The sequence below is a fragment of the Bradyrhizobium sp. Pa8 genome, assembly GCF_052588265.1.
Genome location: NZ_CP176767.1, coordinates 7,860,892 through 7,881,283, shown reverse-complemented (window position 1 = coordinate 7,881,283; position 20,392 = coordinate 7,860,892). Strand labels below are relative to the sequence as shown.

Below are 20,392 nucleotides of genomic sequence, written 5' to 3'. Positions count from 1 at the left end.
GCAACACACTGGTGAACCATGAATGCAATCGCGCTATCGTGCGTCACGTTTCTATGCATCTCAGGCGGTGCCCTGCTCGGTATGTTCCTTCCTGGGCATCACCTGAGCACGGACGACAAGGATGTGGTCAGGCTGGGCACGGGCCTCATCGGGACGATAGCCGCGCTTGTCCTCGGCCTGCTGATCGCCTCGGCGAAGGGTTCCTACGACACGCAGAGCACCCAAGTCACGCAGATGACGAGTAATGTTGTCCTGCTCGACAATCTGCTGGAGCAGTACGGACCGGAGACGAATGACGAACGCAATCTGTTACGGCGTGCCATCGTTGGTTTAGTCGATCGAATGTGGCGCGAGAAAACTTCCGAGGTCGCCAAGGCGAACCCCTTCGAGGCGAGCGCCGCAAGCGAAGCATTCTTTGCGAAGCTTCAGCAGCTTTCGCCGCAGAACGATTCCCAGCGCTCCTTGCAGGCCAGGGCCATACAGATCGCCACCGACATTGCGCAAACCCGCCTGTTGCTGTACGCGCAGACGAACAACTCGATCCCTATGCCGTTCCTGGTGGTGCTGATTTTCTGGCTCACCATCATCTTTGGAAGCTTCGGCCTGTTTGCCAAACCCAGCGCAACCGTTTTCGGTTCGCTGTTCGTTTTTGCACTGTCGGCCGCCGGGGCGATCTACCTGGTCCTGGAATTGGGGCAGCCATTTGCGGGTTTGATGCAGATTTCCAGCGCGCCACTGCGCAGCGCCCTCACGCCGCTCGGTCCCTAACGTTCGCACGCCTCGCAAGGGAGCTTTCAGCGACTCTTGAAATCCAGGATCAATGGTGGGGCACATGGGATCGAACCATGGACCTCCCTCGTGTGAAGCTAACGCTCTCCCGCTGAGCTATGCGCCCTTAAGCCGACGATGCGGCCGGGCTGGTTGTCATCGGGACCCTCGTCGGTCTCTACGCGGCCTGGCGGCCGGGTCGGGCGGCTTAAGGCGGCGTGCGCGCCAAGGTCTGCACGTGACCCATACTGACATTGGCAGCCGGACAATGCGCTACCAAATTGCTATACTGTCTGTTCAATCTCCCGAGCCGGGAGGAACCTGTGAGCAGCGAGCGCGTGGAGCGGCGCCTGGCGGCTGTGTTAGCGGCGGATGTCGCCGGCTATAGCCGCTTGATGGGCCGCGAAGAGGAAGGCACGCTGGCGCAGCTCAAGTCGTTCCGGAAAGCACTCATCGATCCCGCTATCGCCGAGCATCGTGGCCGCATTGTAAAGACGACCGGTGACGGCATGCTGGTCGAGTTCGCCAGTGCCGTGGACGCAGGTCGCTGCGCCGTTGCAGTCCAGCGCAGCATGGCAGAGCGGAATGCCGCCGTACCACAGGATCAAAGGATCGAGTTTCGGGTCGGGATTCATGTCGGCGATATTATCATCGACGAGAACGACATCTTTGGCGATGCCGTCAACATAGCCGCGCGTCTGGAGGGGATTGCAGAGCCGGGAGGCGTATGCATTTCCGATGACGCCCAACGCCAACTCCGCGGCAAGCTTGATATTTGCTTTGACGATCTGGGTTTACAGGCACTGAAGAATATCGCCGAGCCGATGCGCGTCTGGCGAATGCAACTGGGTAAGGTCTCGACTTCGGCGGTTTCAAAGGCTGTTCCTGCCGCGCCGAGCCAACTTCTCGCGCTCCCTGATAAGCCCTCGATTGCCGCGCTTCCGTTCCGAAACATGAGCGGCGAGCTGGAGCAGGACTACTTCACGGACGGCATCACCGAAGACATCATCACGGCGTTGTCGAAGTGGCGCTGGTTCTTTGTGATTGCTCGCAATTCGAGCTTTTCCTACAAGGGCCGCCAGGTTGACGTCAGAGACGTTGGTCGGCAATTGGGCGTACATTACCTCCTTGAGGGAAGCGTTCGAAGGGCTGGCAACCGGGTTCGCGTGACGGCGCAGCTTGTAGAAACCGCCACGGGCACCAGCATATGGGCAGACAGGTATGACCGTGATCTGACCGATGGGTTTGTGATTCAGGATGAAGTGGCGCAAGATGTTGCCACTGCGATAGAACCAGCGGTCTCAAAAGCCGAAATCGAACGCGCCCGGCGCAAGACGCCGGAACAAATGGTCGCGAGAGACCACTATTTCCGCGGGATGTGGCACTTCCACCAGTTTAGCAAGGAGGATGCACACAAGGCCATTGCCTGTTTCAATCGCGCAATTGAGCTGGATAACACGCTGGCCGACGCCTACGTGGGTATTGCGCGGACGTTATTCAGCACTCGTGCCTACCGGCTCGGCTCAGGGTGCGATGTCAATGCTCAAATTGCTTCCGCCGCAAAAAGTGCTCTTGCACTCGACCCTAACAGCGCTTCCGCCTGCTACATATTGGCACTCAATCTGGCGCATAACGACGATTGCGAGACCGCGGTCAAATTCGCTCGGCGAGCAATCGAGCTGAATGATAATTTTGCTCTCGGCTATTTTGCCCTGGCGGTGGCAAGCAATTTTCTCGGTCTACCCCAGGAAGCCCTCGCGGCAATCGATCGGGCGCAACGGCTCAGTCCCAATGATCCGCAAATCTTCGCCTGGCTCGCCCAACGGGCATCGACCTTGTATCTGCTCAGGCGTTACGCCGAAGCCGCTGAGACGGCGCGGCAGAGCCTTGGACAACGCTGGTTTCACACCGCGTGCCGCGTACTGGCGGCGAGCTACGCGCAGCTCGACATGATCGAGCCCGCAAAAACGGCGTTGGGTGATCTCCTGGCAAGCGAGCACTCCGAGAAAACGATTGCGGAAGTGATTCGTCCATTCAAACGTGAAGATGATCGCAACAATTACAGTGAAGGGTTGCGCAAGGCAGGAATGCCGCAACAATAACCAGTCAACCATGTTGGACGCGGCCAGAACGACACCAGCTAATTGCGTCGTTCAGCCGGTCGTCGCCCCAGAACAGTTCACGATCCACGACGAACGTCGGTGATCCGAAGATGCCCAGATCTCGCGCCGCGCTCGTCTCCGCTTCAAGTGCGGCCTTCGTGGTCTCTGCCTTAGCCAACGTAAGCACACGCTCCGGGTCTTGCCCGATGTCCCGTAGACTTCCCGATATATTGGGCTCGTCGCCGGTTTCCTGTCTCAACGTGAACCAGCGGCGGTAGGCTGCGCGAACAAATTCCGGCCCCCAGCCTTCGCGCATACCCACGGTTGCGATGAGATTTGCGACGACTGAATGCTTGGCGGGGTAGGGCGCGGGAAGATTTGCTGGAAAGCCGTACATCGCAGCGCGCCGCTCGATGTCACGCCACATATAAGTCAGTTTGGCTGGCTTATCGGCGAACGGCACGTGCTTCATTTCCTGCAAGATGACGAGCAGGTGAAAGGGGCGCCAATGGAAGGAAATCCCGGTGGATCGCTCCACATCGGAGAGTCTCGACACGCTCAAATATGAATGCGTGCTGCCCATAGTAAACCAGAAATCAATCTGCGATGGAGCCATCTGGATCTCCCGTCGTCAGGCTTGACACCTCTATTGTCGATCATCGCAACGCGCGCTTCAAGGAAGGGGTAACGCGTCCCGCAATCGCAACTGGCCGCGATTTCCGCTTCTGGCCCGTTGGCGGACTTTCGCGGCGACGCCGGCTAAGCACCGCTTCTGACCCCGAAGCGGACTAGATGCGGTAATGGGCCCGGCTCCGAGCAAGGGGTCATGATGGTGGCTGTCCCCCGATAGATGATGAAACGGGGTCACGATTTGAGTCGGCCCCAAGCATCTGGAGACGGAGGACAGCCGTGGACAATTATGCCGGAATCGACGTGTCATTGGAACTGTCGAGCGTGTGTGTTGTGGACGCCCAGGGTAAGATCCTGAGGGAAGCAAAGGTCGCAAGCGAGCCCGGCGCCTTAGTTGAGCTTTTTGAGGCGCTCGGCTTTGCAGTGAAGCGGATCGGGCTGGAGGCTGGGCCGCTGTCGCAATGGCTGCATGCGGGCCTGAGAGGTGCAGGATTCGAAACAGTTCTGCTGGAAACGCGGCACGTGAAGGCCGCGTTGTCTGCAATGACGGTTAAGACGGATCGGAAGGATGCCCGCGGGATCGCCCAGTTGATCCGGATGGGGTGGTATCGATCGGTACACGTAAAGTCGGTTGACGCGCAAGAGATCCGGGCACTCCTGATCGCACGCAAACAGCTTCTCGGGCGGCTCATCGATGTAGAACTAAGTATCCGAGGGATTTTGCGCGGCTTCGGTCTGAAGGTTGGTCCGGTGACGCGAAGGAATTTCGAAGCGCGGATTCGAGAGCTGGTTGCGGGCCAGGCGACATTGGAGCGCATTGCCGATGCGATGCTTTCGGCGCGATCGACCCTGAAGGCAGAATACGGAAGGCTACACAAGGCTGTGCTGGCAGCTGTGCGTGACGATGCGGTCTGTCGCCGGCTGATGACAGTGCCAGGCGTTGGTCCCCTAGTGGCTATTACCTACAAATCGGCGATTGATGATCCTAAGCGCATTGCAAAGTCAAAGGCAGCAGGCGCGCTGTTCGGGCTCACACCAAAGAAATATCAATCGGGAGAAAAGGACGTCACGGGCGGAATCACGCTGGCCGGCGATGAGACGGTGCGGACGGTCTTGTATGAAGCCGCCAACGTTCTGCTATCGCGTATCACACGGTTCTCGAAACTCAAGCGCTGGGGGATGGACGTCGCCAAACGGCGAGGCTCGAAGCGCGCAAAAGTCGCCCTGGCACGTAAGCTCGCAGTGATCTTGCATCGGATCTGGGTCGACGGCACAACTTACCGATGGGCTGAAGCGGGGCCGATAGCGGCATAGAACAGGCGGAGGAAATTAAGAACGCAACCGGGCTGAACTGAAGCCCAATGCCCGAAGTCCCGTCGCCGGGACGGTGGATCCGGTGAAGCCGTTACACGCCCAGTGGCCGTCGTCTGACGAACCACGCGTATCTAGATAGGCTCACCGCTCCCTCTGACAGCATGATGTGGCGGCCAGGCGTCGACCACGGACAGAAGCATGAGCTCGGCGGCGTGACGTTCACTCGGGAGGCTTGACATCATCGGGCCCATTACAGAAGGGCGTGTACTCATAAACGTCGGCTTACGAACGCAAAGCGGAAGTCTGCCACATTGAGCGTGATCGGCGGCTTGTGACCCAAAGCGGACGGGACCCAAAGCGGACGGGGGCCGCTCGACGCGGCTGCATTGCGAAAGCACCGTTCGAGGAGGTTATCTCTTGCCCAAATCCTCTGCGAAACGCAGGAGGTAGCCGTCGGGGTCTTGGACCAAGAATTGCCTGTTGCCGCGCTCCTCTCCTGCGATCCGATACCACGCGTCATGACACTCTCTGAAGAGAGGCCATTTCTCATGCTTTAGTGCATCGAGAAGAGGTGCCACGGAGTCGACGAACATCTGAAAGTTGATCCCGCGTCCCAGTGGTCGTTGCAGAGTCCCAGTTTCCCAGTTGCCATTTTGTTGCTTCAGCATGACCTGGGATCCTTGTAGCTCGATGTACACGAAGCGATTCTCTGGTCGCTGATACGCGATCTGGAAACCGAGTATCTTGCACCAAAAATTCTTGCTCTGTCCCAAGTCAAAAACGTCTAGCTCAGGGACGAGCCGGGCAAAGCCCCCAGTTGGTAATCTATCTGTTGGTCGTTCCATGGCTCGCCAGTCCTCCCGCATTCGTAGTCGATGCAGTGCACTTAGGCACGACGCTGCTCTGCGGGAAAATCAGATATCATTCACCGGACACCTTGACGACCGCTTTTGGCCCTTAGCTGCCTCTCTGTTTCTACGCCCTAACGTCGGCTTGCGGGGTGCGAACGGACCAAGGACAAATATGGTCGCGACGCCAGCGTGTGACCCATTGCAGACCAATTGGTCTCGCGCGGTTGTGTTGAAGCTGCTAAACACGCGAAGTGTCGCTGTTTTTGCTCTTTCTTGGACTTTCGCTGCTGGGCATTGCCGGATGGGGATTTCAATCCGTCGTGGCAGAGCTAGATAGGTCGTGCCTCCCGCGGGGGGACGCAATTTCCCGCAAGTTTCAGGTTGATGCATTTATCTGGGGTGACTGCGCTCCGTTGGCGCTGAAGCGTCGGTATATCGCAACACAAGTCTGCGCTGTCCCGGCGCTCCTTTGCCTGGCGGCTCTCGTGTGGCTCAACGAGCCGCGCCATGATGTCCGCGCTTTTGGGGTGATCGCGTTCTGTTCCGTGTCGTTTGTCGTGGCCGCTTCCTTGGCCTGGAAGATTGCCCGAAGCAGCGGCTCCAATTTATCCTGACGGGGGCAACAATGCGTGGCCTAATCTACATTTGGGGCGCGGGAATACCGGTTTTGATCGGGCTTGAGATATATCTCGGAACGAGCGCTCTCCGAAACCTAGCTCCTGGGGTAGAGCGAAAAGACGTAGTATTTCTGAGAAGGTTTGCAGCTCAGGTGGACCCGACGCTGTTCAGCGACATCGGCCAGCGATACCGCGGTTGGATGATAAGGAATGAATTGGCCTACTGTCTCTGGATCTTTGTGGTGGGACCGATAGCGATTTCCGCTCGCTGAGAGCTGGCAACAACAGCCGAAACTCAAATGAAAATGCTCGTCATTCTACATCAGTATCTTTTCATCGGGAGCGTAGTAGTGGTCGGGCTTTATCCGATTCTCGTCCACTGGCGAGCTTATCCCTTGTACAGGGAGGGCTACGAGGAGACGGCGAAGATAGGCTTTTTGTGGTTCTCGTTCTGTGTTCAATCGCCTTGGTCACCGCGTGGGACAAAAGTCATTGAAGGGCTGCCTCATGCGCTTCGGGAGAAGATTTGGACCTTACGAGATCGACAGAAGCTCGAGTCAAGGTTGCTCTTTCTGTGGATCGTATTCCTGGTCCTGCTCGGCATTATTCTGAATAAGTTGTCGCGTACCTGAGATGTAGCTCCAATGTCTCCTTGTGGCCCTTAGCCGACCTACGGCGACGTCCGCCGATCCGTCCGCTTGTGACCCGAAGCGGGCCTTGCCTTAGGCCGCCCCGGATGTCCGCCCCGCTCGCATCTCTCGCAGTCTGCGTTTGGAACTGAAACATTTTCTAGCCTGAATGATTTACTCCCGGGGCTTCGCAAGATGCGAGGCATTCATGAACCCTCTTTCGGCGAGCGACGTGTTCCTTACGGTCGCGGTTATGAGCACGACGTTCCTGATTGAGACCGGGTTTTTCATCCTGATCGGAATGTTCTGAAATAGCGCGCTATTGGGGTGATGCGCAGCGGGTGCGAAGGTCTAGTTCTCCTCGAACTTGATGGTTGAGACCGGCCATCTTCCGTCATGACCTTTGATTGAAATCCGAAGCCCGTGCAGTTCATCCAGCCAAACGTCCTCGACCGTGCAAACGTCCTCGACCGTGCCTGCCTTTCCGTCGGTAAGGACGACGGTTTTGCCGATCAATTCGGATTGCGCCTTACCGTACTCATTCAAGATCGTCGATGCACGAAGCTTCGCCGGCGGCATCGTTCATCCATGTTCGGCCGAGCCGACTGCGGCTCAACCGCGCGGCTTGTTCCAGTGCTCGGCCGCTTCGAGCACGCCGCATACTGACCAACGTGTGTTAGTTCATGGGCCCAAAGCGAAAGATCATTTGCTTCACTCGGCCCTCGAAAGACGATGACATCGATCAGTGTAACGGCGGACGCTTGGCCTCCCTGCTCGATCAAACGAGCGAGATTGATGAAGCCATTGTCGCCTATCTTGAATCTTGCCCTGTTTAAAGCGTCCTCGTCTATATAGCCGGTCAGGGCGCGCCGCACGTTTGGAGGTATCGGCAAAGAACCGTTAATGGCTGTATTTCTCGATTCTACTATCGCTCGTTCTAGAGTGGGCCCCGTCAACATGCTGGCCTGCAGCTCGTTAAGAGCGTTTGCGATTCCCTGAGGGATTTGACCGGGGTTGTTGATGATGGAGTTTGGTCCTCCGGTAATCTGGCCGGGATTGTTTATGACGGAGTTGGGTCCGCCAGTGATTTGACCCGGGTTGTTTATGACGGAGTTGGGGCCGCCGGTGATTTGACCGGGATTATTTATGACTGAGTTGCGCCCGCCAGTGATTTGGCCAGGATTGTTAAAAATAGAATTTCGTCCGCCGAATAGATTGTCCGGCCGAGCTGTGCCGAATGAGGCGAAGGCGACAACAAGGGCGAGTAAACTGCAGCTCGCGTAACTGACCGCTCGGCGCATTCCAACCTCCCATGTGAGACATTTTGCAGGCTGGGGCTTCAGTCCGAAAACCAAATCCTCGGTCACAATCCGCCGGAAGACTATGAAGCAGATCACAACTGGTGCGCGCTGCGACAAAGATTGTAGCGCCAGGCTGTGTCGAGCAGAAATGAAGCATACAGTGATACTGCTAAGCGCAAAGTATACCTTGCATCGCACCAGCCGGCTTGACACCTGCCTTCGGACAGCAGGGATCGATCTACGTCTGTGCGCAAGTGGTAGTGGGCTGCTCGATCACTAAGGCAGTGCCTTGGTCTCCTCGGCGGCCGGCTTTCCCGTCACCGTGGACGCGTTGGACAAGCAAACGGGAGCGTTGCACGTTGATCCAACGTGGCGCTTGCGAAACGATCAGCCCTGTCCTTTTAATGCTGTTGACCGAAAAGCTGTAGCTTGCGGCGACGCGGGACAGCGTTCGCGATCCGTCGCCCGCCCCGGGGGCTGACCAGCATCCGTCAAGAACCCACCGCCGAGACGCCGCCGTCTGCGGCAAGAATCTGTCCCGTGATATGCTTGGATGCGTTGGAGGCAATGGGAGTAGTTCCACTTTACGCAGCATTTTCAGTCATCGCGGCTCTGCTCGGCTGGACCGTCGCGGGGCTAGACCGATGGGTAGAACATGCCGGAACATTGCAACCCCCGCGTTTCCCCATTACAGACGCGAGCGGTATGGCGCGGTGCTGCAGGGTTGTCGCGGAATGTGTTTCTCGCATTGCCAAGCTGCGACTTCTGAACGACGATAAACGGAAGATAATTGCGACGCTCTGCGCGAGGCGGAAGTGAACGAGAGACGTCTTCGCTTTTGGGAAAGAAGGGTAGAACTCTCTAGTACAATGCTAGCGATGATTGTCGCGCTGCTTTCGATTCTCGGCGTTGTCGCTCCAATTTTGAAAGAAGCATTTTCGACTAAGGCACCGGATGTCCGAATTGTCGCGGCTGGCTTCGTAACTCAACATATGACTTGGGAGCGCTACCTCAATCTCATTGGCGTTAATCCATTTGCACACAACGCCCCCTATAATGCTGGAGATGATACCAAACGCCTATATGCGGATCCGGTAACGGTGCTCGGCATCCTGTTTGTCGCAAGCAACAATGGAAATGCGCCTGCGATAATCTCAACTGCCGCGGTAGAGGGGCTGGGCTTTTTGCCAAAGCCCTTTGGCGGGGCAAAGCCAGTGCCATCCCCGCTAACTTCCTCCCACATGTATCTCGTAGAGAAGTCCGGACGGTATGGTCCAATCACGGTTTTACCTGCCGGAGTTGTTTCGTTTATTGGTTACCTGGGCCCGTTCGAAAGGGTCGAAAAGAATTTCACCGCGCCAGCAATGCCAGAGGTCAACTTCTCAATGGAAACAGTCAATCCGGACGGCAGCTCTCTGAAGCTCAATTTCAAGCAAGCGGTGCCGGGCGTTGCTCATCCAAACTGACGCGTCGGCTCGTTGAGCTGCGACTGCGCCAATGCGCGCCATAGTCCGACTGGCACGACTGGCGAAGCAGCGCCTCGACCTCGCTCCGCCGCCGATGCATCACCTTCGGCGCAAGATGTTCCCACCAGCCGCGCCGCGGCTGATAAAAACCACAACGACCTGAATTCTTGGGGGCCGAGCTTCGCGCGGGCCGGGAAACGGGTACTCGCGCAGGATTTTCAACCCATGCGATCTCTCCGCGGGTTGCAAATACCAGCATGCCTCGCTCCGCTCTTGACACCGCTAAACAATCACGGAGTTGTCCCGCATACGCGCTTCGAACGGCTGAAGTCGGATTGATATCGGACTTCCAATCAATCGCCACCTCGACCTGCCCGCCTCTAATCGCGAGCGCGTCGGCCCGTCCTGCCACGAGATTGCCTTCGCCCGCCGTCCGAATTGCCACTTCAGGCACAAGGCATGATCGCATTGCCGCGATCTCCGGCAAGGAAAGCGCCCCGCAACGCCCATCTCGCCACTTTCGAAGGATCGGGGCGCGACATCTCCTCTTCAGTGTCCGTGAGCAACTGGCCAAGCAAATCTTGCGCGCGGGAAACGGCCGCTCCCTCGTTGACCTCCAACTCGCCGGTCATCGTCGAGATCAGGAGCGAGATTGTCTAGGTCCGCCAAAAATCGATCCGCTTCCAGCACGAGATGCACAAGCGTCGACGACTATCACATGAGCTTGCCACGGATTGAATTGGGCAACATTAAGCACGCCTGATGATAGACTCAACACTGCGCGCCTCCCTTGATCGGCATCACCTTCTTGGGATCGAGCCAGTGGTCGATCCGATCAGCCCAATGCTGCATCAGCTTCGTGCGCGAGCCGATCAGCGCGAGCGGTCCGTGCTTCTTGTAGAGACCTTCCACAGTCGAATTATCGAGATGTGCGAGCTGGAGCTCTACGACATCGCCATCCCATGCCTTGGCGTCCTTGATCTCTTCGTGGTGAGACAGGGTCGAGAAGGTGGTCCGGAATCCGTGGGCACAATGATCAGTCTTGGTGTCTATGCCGAGCAGCCGCAAGCGCTTGTTGAGCGTGTTGTTTGATGGCGGCGCGTCCTTCGAGCAGGAAAACGCGTACCGGCGATGGCCAGTCAGCTTTTGAACGCTGCGCAGGATTGCGGGTGCCTGCCGTGACAAAGGCACGACATGGTCCCAACCGGTCTTCATCTTGGCGGCTGGAACAGTCCAGCGTTCGGCATCCCAATCGACCTCGCTCCACTCCATTTCATTGACCATGCCGGGGCGGGGAATGGTCAGCGCATCGAAGCGCAAGGCAAGGCCAACAACGTCACCAAACCTCGCTCTCGTCCACGGTGCGCTGATGAGCTTGAAGACGCGCGTCACCTCACGTGGCTCGGTGACGCCGGGACGCGGCGTCGAAATGTTGGCGATCATCTGCCCCTTCAGGTTGCGGAATGGATTGTAGCCATCGCCTTCGACATCGGCATAGTCGCAGATTTGCTCACCGATGCTGCGCACGCGGTCGCGCGTTTCCAGCTTTCCCTCGGTCTCGTATGAACGCATGAAAGCGAGGACGTCCGGACGCTTGATGTCCAGCCTACTCAACTTGCCGAAGCGAGCCTTGACGTAGCCGACACGCAGCTCGAGCACCCCGACGGTCTTCGGGTCGCGCACCGCGACAATCCTGCCCCGTTTGACTTTCTCGATTTTCTTCTTTGCGAGCCACTCGTCGGCCCATTGCCCGAAAGAGCGGGCGGCCGTCTGCCTATGCTTGTCGAGCTGCTTCTCGGTGCTCGGGTCTTTGCCTTCCTTGAGCAGGTCTTTGGCCTTGTTACGCTCTCGCCGCGCGTCGGCGAGCGAGAACGTGCCATCCTTGCCGTTGCCGTAAGGGCCAATGGAGTAGGTTTTCCGACGGGTGTGGAAGCGGTAGTCCATCCGCCAGAGCTTGGAGGCAGCATTGCCGGGCCTGCTCCGGTCCGGCGTGACGAAGAGATAGAGGCCGCCGCCGGTCACGTCGGAGATCTTGGCGGGGCTCCACGTGCCGTTGTCGAATTTCGGTCGCGCAGCGCGGCAGTCAACATCTGTCTTGATCTGCTTGGGAGTGGCGCACACGCCATCATTCTCGTCGGGCATCTGCTCAAAATCCCTTCGTTCGGAGCGAAACTCGCCGTGAACGTCTGTTCTCTAGATACCGACAAAAATACCGACAAATCGGGCGGCCGGGATCGGATGAGAACAAACGGTGACGAACACCGATTTACGCGGAAAGGCCTATTTTACAAGGGCTTCTGAGCGCTGGGCGGACGGTTGCGGACGTTTGAGAACGGGCCCGAACAGCCTAGTTGGTGCCCCTGGCCGGTGAGGCAAGGCGCGCCCCTTGCGGGCAGCGCCTTTTGGGGCTTGGCCCCTTTTTCCGGGCCTTGGGCCTCTTTAAAACGCGACTACTTTTATGTGCGCGTCCGCAGGCGTACCGCCGTGCGTATATCCTGCATATCGACGCGGCCCGCGAGCAGTGTCTGGCGGAAGGTCTGGAAGATCGGGGCGCTGCGTTCCTCGTCTTCGATAGTCAGGATCAACGAAAACGGGATGCCTTCGGCCGGGAAGGTCGCTTCCGCCCGCACCACGCTTTCCACTTCAAGCCGCCATTCCGCCGAGTTGCCGACCCCGCCGCTGAAATCCGCCGCGTAGCGCTTCGTCGGCCACCATTTCAGGCCATGATCGATGAGGCTGCGTTCGGGGATGGTCAGCTTGCCGGTGCGCGGCAGGAAAGCTTGAGAAATCTGGTCGTTATAGCTCGGCTTGCCGTCCTTTCGATCGACTGGCTGGCGCTGCCGAAGATTGGCGCTGAGATTCACCCGCACGAATTCGGACCCGAAGGCCTGGTTGATCGGTGCATCGTAGACGAGAGTCATTTTGACGAGGCCCCGGCAGGCGCGCGTGGCGGCATCCACCAGCGCCGCAGGCCATTGGAAGTCAAAGCGGAGGATTGCTGGCTTCCGCTCGCCGGCCGTCAGCCGGCTTTCGAAGACCATGGTGATGGCATGGTCTTCCGTTTCCAGCATGGTTGTCGCCGATGAAGGCCGGCCAAACCCGACGAATTGCCGCGCGACATCCCGCAGGCGGGGCGAGGCGAGCGGCGCGGGAACCGTCGCGTTATGGATGAGAAAGGCCCGCAACGTGCGGGGCGCCAGCCGCTCGCCGGTTGCAACATCAAGTGCTGCGAGCGTCTTCGCGGCAAGCGGCGCCGCGAAGCTGGTGCCGCAGGTTTGTGCCTGATTGCCTTGCGGGTCGCACGAAATCAGATGCGTCGTGCCCGGTTGCGATGCGTCACCTGTCCCGCCGAAATGCGCGACATCCGGTTTCACGCCGACGCGCAGGCCGGGTCCGCGGCGGGTGTAGGTGGTCGGCGCCTCCACAATCTGGTTGGAGCCCGGCGGGTTGAGGGCGCCCACCGCGATGGTTCGCACGCTCTCGCACGGCATGAAGATCGTGTCCGGGTTGGTTCTGGCCGCCAAAGCCGCGAGCACCTGGTTTAACTTCGCAGGCCAGTGACCGCGCCATTCAACGCTCGACAGATTGCCGGCGGAGTTGACGATCAGAATGCCGAGTCGATCCTGAATGTCGTCGAGCCGCGCCGCGTAGAGGCTGTAGGTATCGGCATCGACCGGCGCCACGACGTTCAACGACATATTGAAAATGCGGACGCCATGGCTGTCCCGCGCCTCAGTAAGCGCCGCCTCCAGCTCTTCCAGAAATGCTTCAAAGCCGCGCTGGCCATAGACGACGCCGAACGGCGCGCGCGGCATCAGGGGCACATCGACGATGTCGCAGCCATCGGATTCGACGGCCAGTTGCGGCGAATTCGCCGCCTGGGCGCCGATCAGCACGCCGGCAACGAGCGTGCCATGGTCGGGATCGCAGTCAGCTTCGTCGAGGAAATCGTGACGGTCCAGCACCCATGTTCTAAGAGGACCGTCGATCCCGGTGTCGATCACACCGACGCGCGGATAGCGGCCATCGGCGACGCGCCGAATGGTAGGGAAGGGCGACGGCCCTGCGGCGGCCTGCGCGTCGGTCGGCTGGATAAGGATCGGAAACCTGATGCGGCGGACCAGCGGATGGTCGGCCAGCCGCTGAAGGATATGTTCGTGACGGTTCACGTCGCGATCAAGGTGGGCCGGCGTGATCACGCGTTCCTCTTCGCCGCGAACAATCCGCCGGTCTTCGATCCGTGCCGGTTCGGACGCGTCAGTCAGGAGCATTTCGATCGCGGGCGTACCGCCGGGGCTCGGCAACAACGTTGCCAGCAGGCCGCGACCGCCCTCGCGGAAGATCGTTTGCAGGGTCGCCAGCGAGCGCTGGAATCCCAAGGCGTCGTGGTCGCCGCCGTCGATCAAGGGCTGCGTCTCGAACAGTTCGACGATATAGCCGCTTGCCGCGCGCGGATCTGAAAGCGCCGCCACGGCGGCATCCGCAGCGAAGGAGCGCTTCAGGTTGGACGGCGCGAGCTCAATGGTTTCAATGGCTCCGACCTCACAACGATTGCGTGTGACGTAATGGTAAGGGCGCCCGGTTTCCCTTGAGATACGCGTCTCGCCCTGGTCTTCCGCCAAGGCAATGTGGCGTCGCAGCCGCGCAAAATGAATCAGAGGCGCCCGGAAATACAGTTCGCCCGGCGCGCCGGCCCCGACGCAGGGAAACTGATCGGCCAGGAAGATCGCGCGATTGGGCCGGTACGACTTCGCGATCGCTTCGATGCGCATCCGGACCCGCAGATAGCACAACGGCCCGTAAGGCCACCGGGCAACATCGTTCTCGATCCTTTGCAGAGCGGCAAGGAGGCCGTCGCGATGCTTGACGAAAGCCGCATCGCGGCCTTCGAAAAAGTCCTTGTCATTGCCGCCGCGCTTCGGGTCGGGCGCCCGCAGAAACGCATCGTCGTTCAGCACAATCTGGACGGGGTTATTGGGCATTGGCTACGCCCTCCCGCGGCGCTTCACGCGCAGCGTAATCCTGCGCGTAACGCGAAATCGTGCTTTGGCTGACGCCGAGCATCTTTGCGACGCTCGCCTGCCGGATCGGCAGGCCGGAATGGAGAAGCGCCCCGACGAAATTTGCTTCGTCGCTCACGAACATCGACGCGGGCGAGGATCGGTTCTCATCGATCGAGAGCCTTGGCACCAAGGCCTTCGCGGCTGCCAGAACAGTCGTCGCCGACACGTCTGAGCGGCCCAGCGCCAGAATGCGTTTCAAGGCATCGGCAAAATTCTTGAGGAACGACCCCGACCGCTCGCCGACGATGAAGACAAGCGTTCGCACCACGTCCTCGTCAATGTCCAAAGGACGGAGGAACGTGTTCAGCATGACGAAACGCGTGCGCTCGTCCGGCAGATCGATCCGGATATGATTTTCGAAACGCCGCCACACGGCGGGGTCGAGCAACGCATCATGGTTGGTGATCGCGACCGTCAGCCCGGTTCCGGCCCGCGCGTCCAGGTTCTGAAGCAGCGTGTTGACCACGCGCTTGATTTCTCCCACTTCGTGCGGGTCGTCGCGCATCTTAGCCAACGCGTCGAATTCGTCGAGCACCAGCATGCAGCGATAGCGATTGGCGAACGTGAACAGGTTCGCGATGTTGCGCGCCGTCGTGCCGAGGAACGAACTGACGAGGCCATCGATCCGGGCGTTGATAACCGGAAGACGAAGCTGTGCCGCCAGCCAGAAAGCCGTTAGCGTCTTGCCCGTGCCGGGCGGACCATAGATCAGGCAGGACCGCGACGGCTCGACGCCCATCTCCCGCAGGGCCGTGACCTGCTTCCATTCGCCGAGCATCGCATCCAACGCCAGCGTCAGCGTCTCGCTGTAGATTGGCGCGGCGCGTCCCGTGCCCGGATCGAGGATGATTTCGGCCAGCGGCACGCTGGTTTCGCGATCGGCCGGCGGATGAACATTGGCCGTGAGTTCGTCGCCCGTGACCAACAGGCGCGATACCTCCACGGCGCTCGGGGTCAGGCTATGTTCGCTCGACACGCCTGCAAGCAGCCGCTCCAAAGCCGTCGCGGCTTTTTCGTCGCCGCCGGTCCTTAGCCGGTCGCGAAGGCGTTCAACCTGCTTGCGAAACCGCGGATCGGTCCCTTCGAGGCCGATACGGCATAGGGTTTGTATGACAGAGAAGTGCTCCATGGGTGCCTAACGAATCGCTTCCAAGGGTGTTATATTCATCATTTGGTGGCATTATGCACGATAGCTGGTCATTTATGCAATAGTAAAAGCATTTGATCCGCGGCCGCGTGCGGGTGGAACCCTGCTGTGCCCCGAGGCAAAGATCGCGATTTCGTCGATATTGGCCGACGCCTGACCCCCGCGTCATCGCGGCGATGTTGGCTCGCGCCTGGGTCTGTTCCGTCTCCTGGGAGGTCGGGCTGCGCAGGATGTGTTCGGCTTCCGCCAGAAGGCCGCACAGCTCGGACCGGGTTAGGCGCATCAGTTCGGTAATCGAAAGTACTTGCATGGTCTCCTCCATCGCTTCGACCGCGCCAATCGCGGCCTTCTGACGGAGGCCGGTGCGACGAAGGAGGCGGGTGCATCGCTTGCGACCGGAACGAAGAGGAGGAGTGCAACGCACTTGCAGCCATACAGCCGATGAACGGTGCGACATGGCCGAAAGAAGGACGGGGTTGGTGTGATGGGAACGGTGGAGGAATGCGGGTACTTGTTGATGGCCGGACTGATGTGCCTGACCCGAACAGAGCTGCGCGCCGGTTGCGCAGATCTCTTGCCGTTTTCGCGACATGCCCTAGATTCGACGGAACGGATCACTGCGCGAACGCGCGCACATCAGGCGCGACCGACATGGCCGTGGTGAAAAATCTCCTCGGCTTGACCGGCGCGCTGAGTGTCCAGATCGGTGCGCTCTGGCACGACTCGATGACCCTGGAGAACGCGCTCCATAAGTTCTGCAAGCATATTTTCGTGCTGACAGGAGACGAGCAATTCCCCTTCAGCTTCCGCGGCAGCGGCGCGGCAGTGAAGATTGCGGGCCGCAACTTCCTCTTCTGCTGCCGCCACCAGATCGGCGATTGCAGGCCGGATCAAATCGCCATTCGCCTTTCGCATGAAAATCGGATCATGTCGGCCTCGACCATGCGGTGGCCGGCCATCGCGCGCGGCGACGAGGACGACGATAGCGGCGATTTTGTGGTGTTTGAATTTCTCCTTGAAAACTATCCCGCACCGAACCTGACCAGCGAATTCTTTCCGCTCCAGGAGGAACGCATTTGGCCTACGGGCAGCGTCCGGCTTCCCTTTATGATCTTTGGCTATCCGACCGAGCGTCAGCTCATTGACTACGAGACGTCCCGCCTTCAGGCCCGATCCCTGGAGGTGCCGGGCGTTTATGACGGAGGGACAAGTTCGCCGCACTTGCACCGGATCAAGATGCAGCGAGATAAGCCCTTCGATGCTGACGGCCTGAGCGGCGGGCCGATTTTTTATGTCGGAGGGGCGCCAGGAAATTACTTCGCAGGTTTCGCTGGAATCCCGGCACGGGGCAGCGCGACCTCAGACTATCTGCTTTTCATCGCCGCCCACCATCTGATCGACATTGCGCTCGACGACCGGACCTACTCGAAGTCGTAACCGGTTCCGAAGATCTTCCGCCCGGCTACGACCTCGCCTGGGCGAGATCCATCTTATATGATCGGAGCCAACTGAATCCGGGAGAAATGCTTCTTGGTTGATATCGATGAGTTCAGAGACTCTCAAATACGGATGTATGGCCTCACCGACCGGAGCTATACGTTCTATCATGATGAGACCAACAATATCCGCAAGCTGCATGTCGCCGCTCAGGGCTTGAACGTCGCCGAGTTGAAAGTCTTCATCCTCGGCGGCGTGGTGCATGATGGCGCGCCGAGGCCCATGGACATTCAGCCTCTGCGCGCAGCCATGCGCATTCAAAAGACGGCCAGTGAAATCAAACTCGAGCACGTCGCGAAAGGCGAGTTTCTTGAGCTATTGTGCTCGGCCAAGCTGACCACGTTCTTGCGCTGGATCACCGACAACGGGCTGATGATTCATTATCATGAACTGGACCCGCTCTATTGGTCGATTGTCGATATCGTCGATTCAATTCTGCCCGAACTCCGCGATCCGACACTCATCCACTACCATGCGCTGCTGAAAAGCGATCTGGCTGCGATCCTGAGAAGCAATCTTCCGGCCACGATTGGCCTTTTCTATCGCTACAGCTATCCTGGCCTGGCACCCGAAAGCCGGAGGCCGTTCCTGGATGAGCTGATCGCCTTGCTGGATCACTATGGCTCTGTGCTACCTCCTCAGAATGCAATCGTGCTGAAGAACGTGCTCAAGGCCGGCCGGAGGCTCGAAAGCCTCGACTTCATTGAAGGCTATCCGCCAAATATGCTGATTGACGACTTCAGCACTTTCTACATGGGCCGCATTGCCATATTCAAACACTCGACACATGTCCTCGATATGGAGGAGTCAATTCAGGACCACTTTCTGAAGACGCCGTTGACCAGCGGAGGGCAGCCGGTCACGCATTTTCGCTTTGCGGACTCCAAGGCCGAGCCCGGCATCCAGCTCGCCGACATCGTCGTTGGGGTGTTAGGCAAAATGCACAGCTATTTCGCCGAAACACCGCAGGACGTGGTGGCCGCGGATCGAGCGAATCTGACCGGCACTGCCCTTCAGAATTCGGAGCTGCTTCGCGATCTCCTTGCCGCTTCGCACGATGCCAACATCGCCTTCCTGCATCATGTCTCCAGCATCCACGATCTCGACAAGCTGGATCTGTTCTTGGGCTTCAAAGATGGCGCTCATAGCGAACGGTGAAGCCACCATAAAGGCGGACTCCCGATGTCCGAAGAATGTTACATTGTTCGGGCAAGCGAATCTGTCCCAAAAGGCACCGACCAGACCCGTGCCCCACCCGTTTCGTTTGGCCCAATGTCTCCCCTCGATCTTGAGAACATCTTCAAAGGCATCTGGTGGCGAGCGCAAAACGAGCCGTCGCTTGAGGGCTTGACGCCTGAACTCATCGCGGGATGGGCCCGCGACAAGGGGCTGGCCGATCCCGTCGCGACCGCGCGTGATGTTGGCGCTTTCAATCCGACGCCGGGCATCGTGTTGGAGGTCGGTGGTCAGAAAGCGTGCTTCCCCAGAATCTCTTCCGAAGGGGATGCGTCATTGAACGTTAGACGAAAAGTGCGGGATGACGAGGCGCTGCTGTGGGAGAAGTTGGAGTGGTTCGCGCCCCTATGGCTGCCGAGGGGCAAGATCCGTGAGGTGGTGGCTGCCGTCCAACACTGCACCAAAGAACGGGCGATCGAGCTTTTCGACTATCATACGTCGACACTTTATACGCTTGCCTTTCAAGCCGTATGTATCGCCCAGATCATGCCCCAGGCCAGGAGCCTGAAAGAAATCGTTCCTTTGACCCGCATCCCCTGAAGAAGGGGCCCCTCGGGCGGAGCCTCGGCGTTCCGCGCTCGGAGCCACCTTGCGCTTGCTACCCATAGTGTAGCCGCGGACCGGTGCTGCGGTGAATGAAGTAGCCTGTGCTTTTCCGCAGCCCAACAGGAGAAGCGCCTATGGAATGCTACATTGGATTGGATGTATCGCAGCGGCAAACAGCAATCTGCGTTGTAGATGCTAAGGGCAAAATGGTTGTCGAAGGGAAGTCCCTGACGCGGCCAAGCGACATTCACGGCTGGCTTGTTGCCAAGGATATTCAGATCTCCTCCATCGTCAGGATCGGCATTGAAGCAGGAGCGATGAGTGCTTGGCTGCACATCGAACTGACGAAGCTGGGGCTGCCGTTGATATGTCTTGAAGCCTTTCAAGCGCACCGGTTTCTCAAGACGTACCGCAACAAGACGGACAAGAACGATGCCCGCGGTCTCGCGCAGCTCGTGCGTATGGGAGGAGAGTTTATCCGGCCTGTCACCGTCCGCGCTCGCAGTAGCCAGGAGGATCGGACGCTGCTCACCTTACGGCAACAGTTGGTGCAGCAAAGGGTCGGGCTCGAGAACAACATCACCGGCAGCCTCAAGCCGTTCGGGCTCCTCGTGCCCCGCGGCAACGTCAACAGCAAGACCTCCAGCGAGCGAGTGATGGCGGCTCTCGTCAAGGCCGACGAACTGGGCCTCACGTTGAGCGATGGGATCATGCCGTCCCTCGACCTCTACGAGGACCTCTGCAAGCACCTAGCCATTCTGACCCGGCGTGTGGAAACAGTTTCCAGAGACAACCCGATCTACCGGCGGCTGATGACGGCGCCGGGAGTAGGACCGGTCATCGCACTGTCCTTTGTAACAGCCGTCGATAACCCCGCTCCGCTTCTCCAACGACGAAGATATCGGTGCCCATTTCGGCCACACACCAAAGCAGTACCAGTCGGGAGAAACAGACTATCAAGAGGGTATTTCCAGGCTCGGCAACTCCATGACGCGCGTGCACCTGGTTCAGGCCGCCACCATCTTGCTGTCCTCCAGCAGGAAATGGTCAACACTCAGGGCGTGGGGAATGAAAGTTGCCAAAAGGCGCGGCTTCAACAGAGCGCGCATTGCTGTCGCCCGCAAGTTGGCCATCGTCCTACACCGTATGTGGATGCCGCATGAAAATCGCGGCGCGGCGATCCATGATCGCCGCGCCGGAGCGTGCGGATAGAGCCGTTTCAAAC

Annotated in this window: 16 protein-coding genes and 1 pseudogene; 9 read left to right on the top strand and 8 right to left on the bottom strand. The window is 59.0% G+C overall.

Annotated elements, in window-relative coordinates; translation table 11 throughout:
• The first annotated feature begins 18 nt into the window (after positions 1-18).
• Positions 19-768 (top strand): bestrophin-like domain, encoded by a 750-nt coding sequence (locus tag ACKWRH_RS37310; RefSeq protein ID WP_445217608.1) that lies wholly within the window; start codon positions 19-21, stop codon positions 766-768.
• A gap of 323 nt (positions 769-1,091) precedes the next feature.
• A complete protein-coding gene (locus ACKWRH_RS37305; protein WP_445217607.1) occupies positions 1,092-2,870 on the top strand; it encodes an adenylate/guanylate cyclase domain-containing protein in 1,779 nt (592 codons plus the stop codon).
• 4 nt (positions 2,871-2,874) lie between these two features.
• Here ACKWRH_RS37305 and ACKWRH_RS37300 read toward each other — a convergent pair whose 3' ends face one another.
• Complete coding sequence (locus ACKWRH_RS37300; protein ID WP_445217606.1) at positions 2,875-3,486, bottom strand: 2-hydroxychromene-2-carboxylate isomerase; 612 nt, start codon at positions 3,484-3,486, stop codon at positions 2,875-2,877.
• A 293-nt stretch (positions 3,487-3,779) separates the two neighbouring features.
• On the opposite strand from ACKWRH_RS37300, the gene ACKWRH_RS37295 reads away from it, so the two are divergent.
• On the top strand, positions 3,780-4,814 hold the full coding sequence (locus ACKWRH_RS37295; protein ID WP_445216185.1) for an IS110 family transposase: 1,035 nt from the start codon (positions 3,780-3,782) through the stop codon (positions 4,812-4,814).
• A gap of 410 nt (positions 4,815-5,224) precedes the next feature.
• On the opposite strand, the gene ACKWRH_RS37290 is transcribed toward ACKWRH_RS37295, so the two are convergent.
• The 3 genes from ACKWRH_RS37290 to ACKWRH_RS37280 all read right to left on the bottom strand — a co-directional run bounded on the left by ACKWRH_RS37290 (position 5,225) and on the right by ACKWRH_RS37280 (position 7,870).
• Positions 5,225-5,659 carry a bleomycin resistance protein gene (locus ACKWRH_RS37290; RefSeq protein ID WP_445217605.1) on the bottom strand — a complete coding sequence of 145 codons (435 nt, stop codon included), beginning with the start codon at positions 5,657-5,659 and terminating at the stop codon, positions 5,225-5,227.
• Positions 5,660-7,262: 1,603 nt separating this feature from the next.
• On the bottom strand, positions 7,263-7,490 hold the full coding sequence (locus ACKWRH_RS37285) for a PRC-barrel domain-containing protein (RefSeq protein ID WP_445217604.1): 228 nt from the start codon (positions 7,488-7,490) through the stop codon (positions 7,263-7,265).
• Positions 7,454-7,870, bottom strand: a complete 417-nt coding sequence (locus ACKWRH_RS37280; protein WP_445222547.1) for an eCIS core domain-containing protein — start codon at positions 7,868-7,870, stop codon at positions 7,454-7,456. Before ACKWRH_RS37280 ends, ACKWRH_RS37285 begins: the two co-directional genes overlap by 37 nt.
• A gap of 1,220 nt (positions 7,871-9,090) precedes the next feature.
• On the opposite strand from ACKWRH_RS37280, the gene ACKWRH_RS37275 reads away from it, so the two are divergent.
• Positions 9,091-9,678 (top strand): hypothetical protein, encoded by a 588-nt coding sequence (locus tag ACKWRH_RS37275; protein WP_445217603.1) that lies wholly within the window; start codon positions 9,091-9,093, stop codon positions 9,676-9,678.
• A 446-nt stretch (positions 9,679-10,124) separates the two neighbouring features.
• Here the strand turns inward: ACKWRH_RS37275 and ACKWRH_RS37270 are convergent, their stop codons facing one another.
• From ACKWRH_RS37270 to ACKWRH_RS37255, 4 genes are all read right to left on the bottom strand, one after another.
• On the bottom strand, positions 10,125-10,310 hold the full coding sequence (locus tag ACKWRH_RS37270; RefSeq protein WP_445217602.1) for a hypothetical protein: 186 nt from the start codon (positions 10,308-10,310) through the stop codon (positions 10,125-10,127).
• A gap of 139 nt (positions 10,311-10,449) precedes the next feature.
• Entirely contained in the window at positions 10,450-11,820 is a 1,371-nt protein-coding gene (locus tag ACKWRH_RS37265; protein ID WP_445217601.1) for a tyrosine-type recombinase/integrase, read from the bottom strand.
• Positions 11,821-12,134: 314 nt separating this feature from the next.
• Positions 12,135-14,660 (bottom strand): S8 family peptidase, encoded by a 2,526-nt coding sequence (locus tag ACKWRH_RS37260; protein ID WP_445217600.1) that lies wholly within the window; start codon positions 14,658-14,660, stop codon positions 12,135-12,137.
• Positions 14,650-15,870, bottom strand: a complete 1,221-nt coding sequence (locus tag ACKWRH_RS37255; RefSeq protein ID WP_445217599.1) for an AAA family ATPase — start codon at positions 15,868-15,870, stop codon at positions 14,650-14,652. Before ACKWRH_RS37255 ends, ACKWRH_RS37260 begins: the two co-directional genes overlap by 11 nt.
• A gap of 669 nt (positions 15,871-16,539) precedes the next feature.
• Here ACKWRH_RS37255 and ACKWRH_RS37250 point away from each other — a divergent pair.
• The 5 genes and pseudogenes from ACKWRH_RS37250 to ACKWRH_RS37230 all read left to right on the top strand — a co-directional run bounded on the left by ACKWRH_RS37250 (position 16,540) and on the right by ACKWRH_RS37230 (position 20,379).
• Positions 16,540-17,325, top strand: a complete 786-nt coding sequence (locus ACKWRH_RS37250) for a hypothetical protein (RefSeq protein ID WP_445217598.1) — start codon at positions 16,540-16,542, stop codon at positions 17,323-17,325.
• Positions 17,326-17,418: 93 nt separating this feature from the next.
• On the top strand, positions 17,419-18,543 hold the full coding sequence (locus ACKWRH_RS37245) for a DUF3800 domain-containing protein (protein ID WP_445217597.1): 1,125 nt from the start codon (positions 17,419-17,421) through the stop codon (positions 18,541-18,543).
• Positions 18,544-18,657: 114 nt separating this feature from the next.
• Positions 18,658-19,161: a hypothetical protein gene (locus ACKWRH_RS37240; protein WP_445217596.1), complete on the top strand. Its 504-nt coding sequence runs from the start codon at positions 18,658-18,660 to the stop codon at positions 19,159-19,161.
• 140 nt (positions 19,162-19,301) lie between these two features.
• Positions 19,302-19,703, top strand: a pseudogene (locus tag ACKWRH_RS37235) (IS110 family transposase); the annotation flags it as partial.
• A 331-nt stretch (positions 19,704-20,034) separates the two neighbouring features.
• Positions 20,035-20,379 carry a transposase gene (locus ACKWRH_RS37230; RefSeq protein WP_445222546.1) on the top strand — a complete coding sequence of 115 codons (345 nt, stop codon included), beginning with the start codon at positions 20,035-20,037 and terminating at the stop codon, positions 20,377-20,379.
• Positions 20,380-20,392 lie beyond the last annotated feature (13 nt).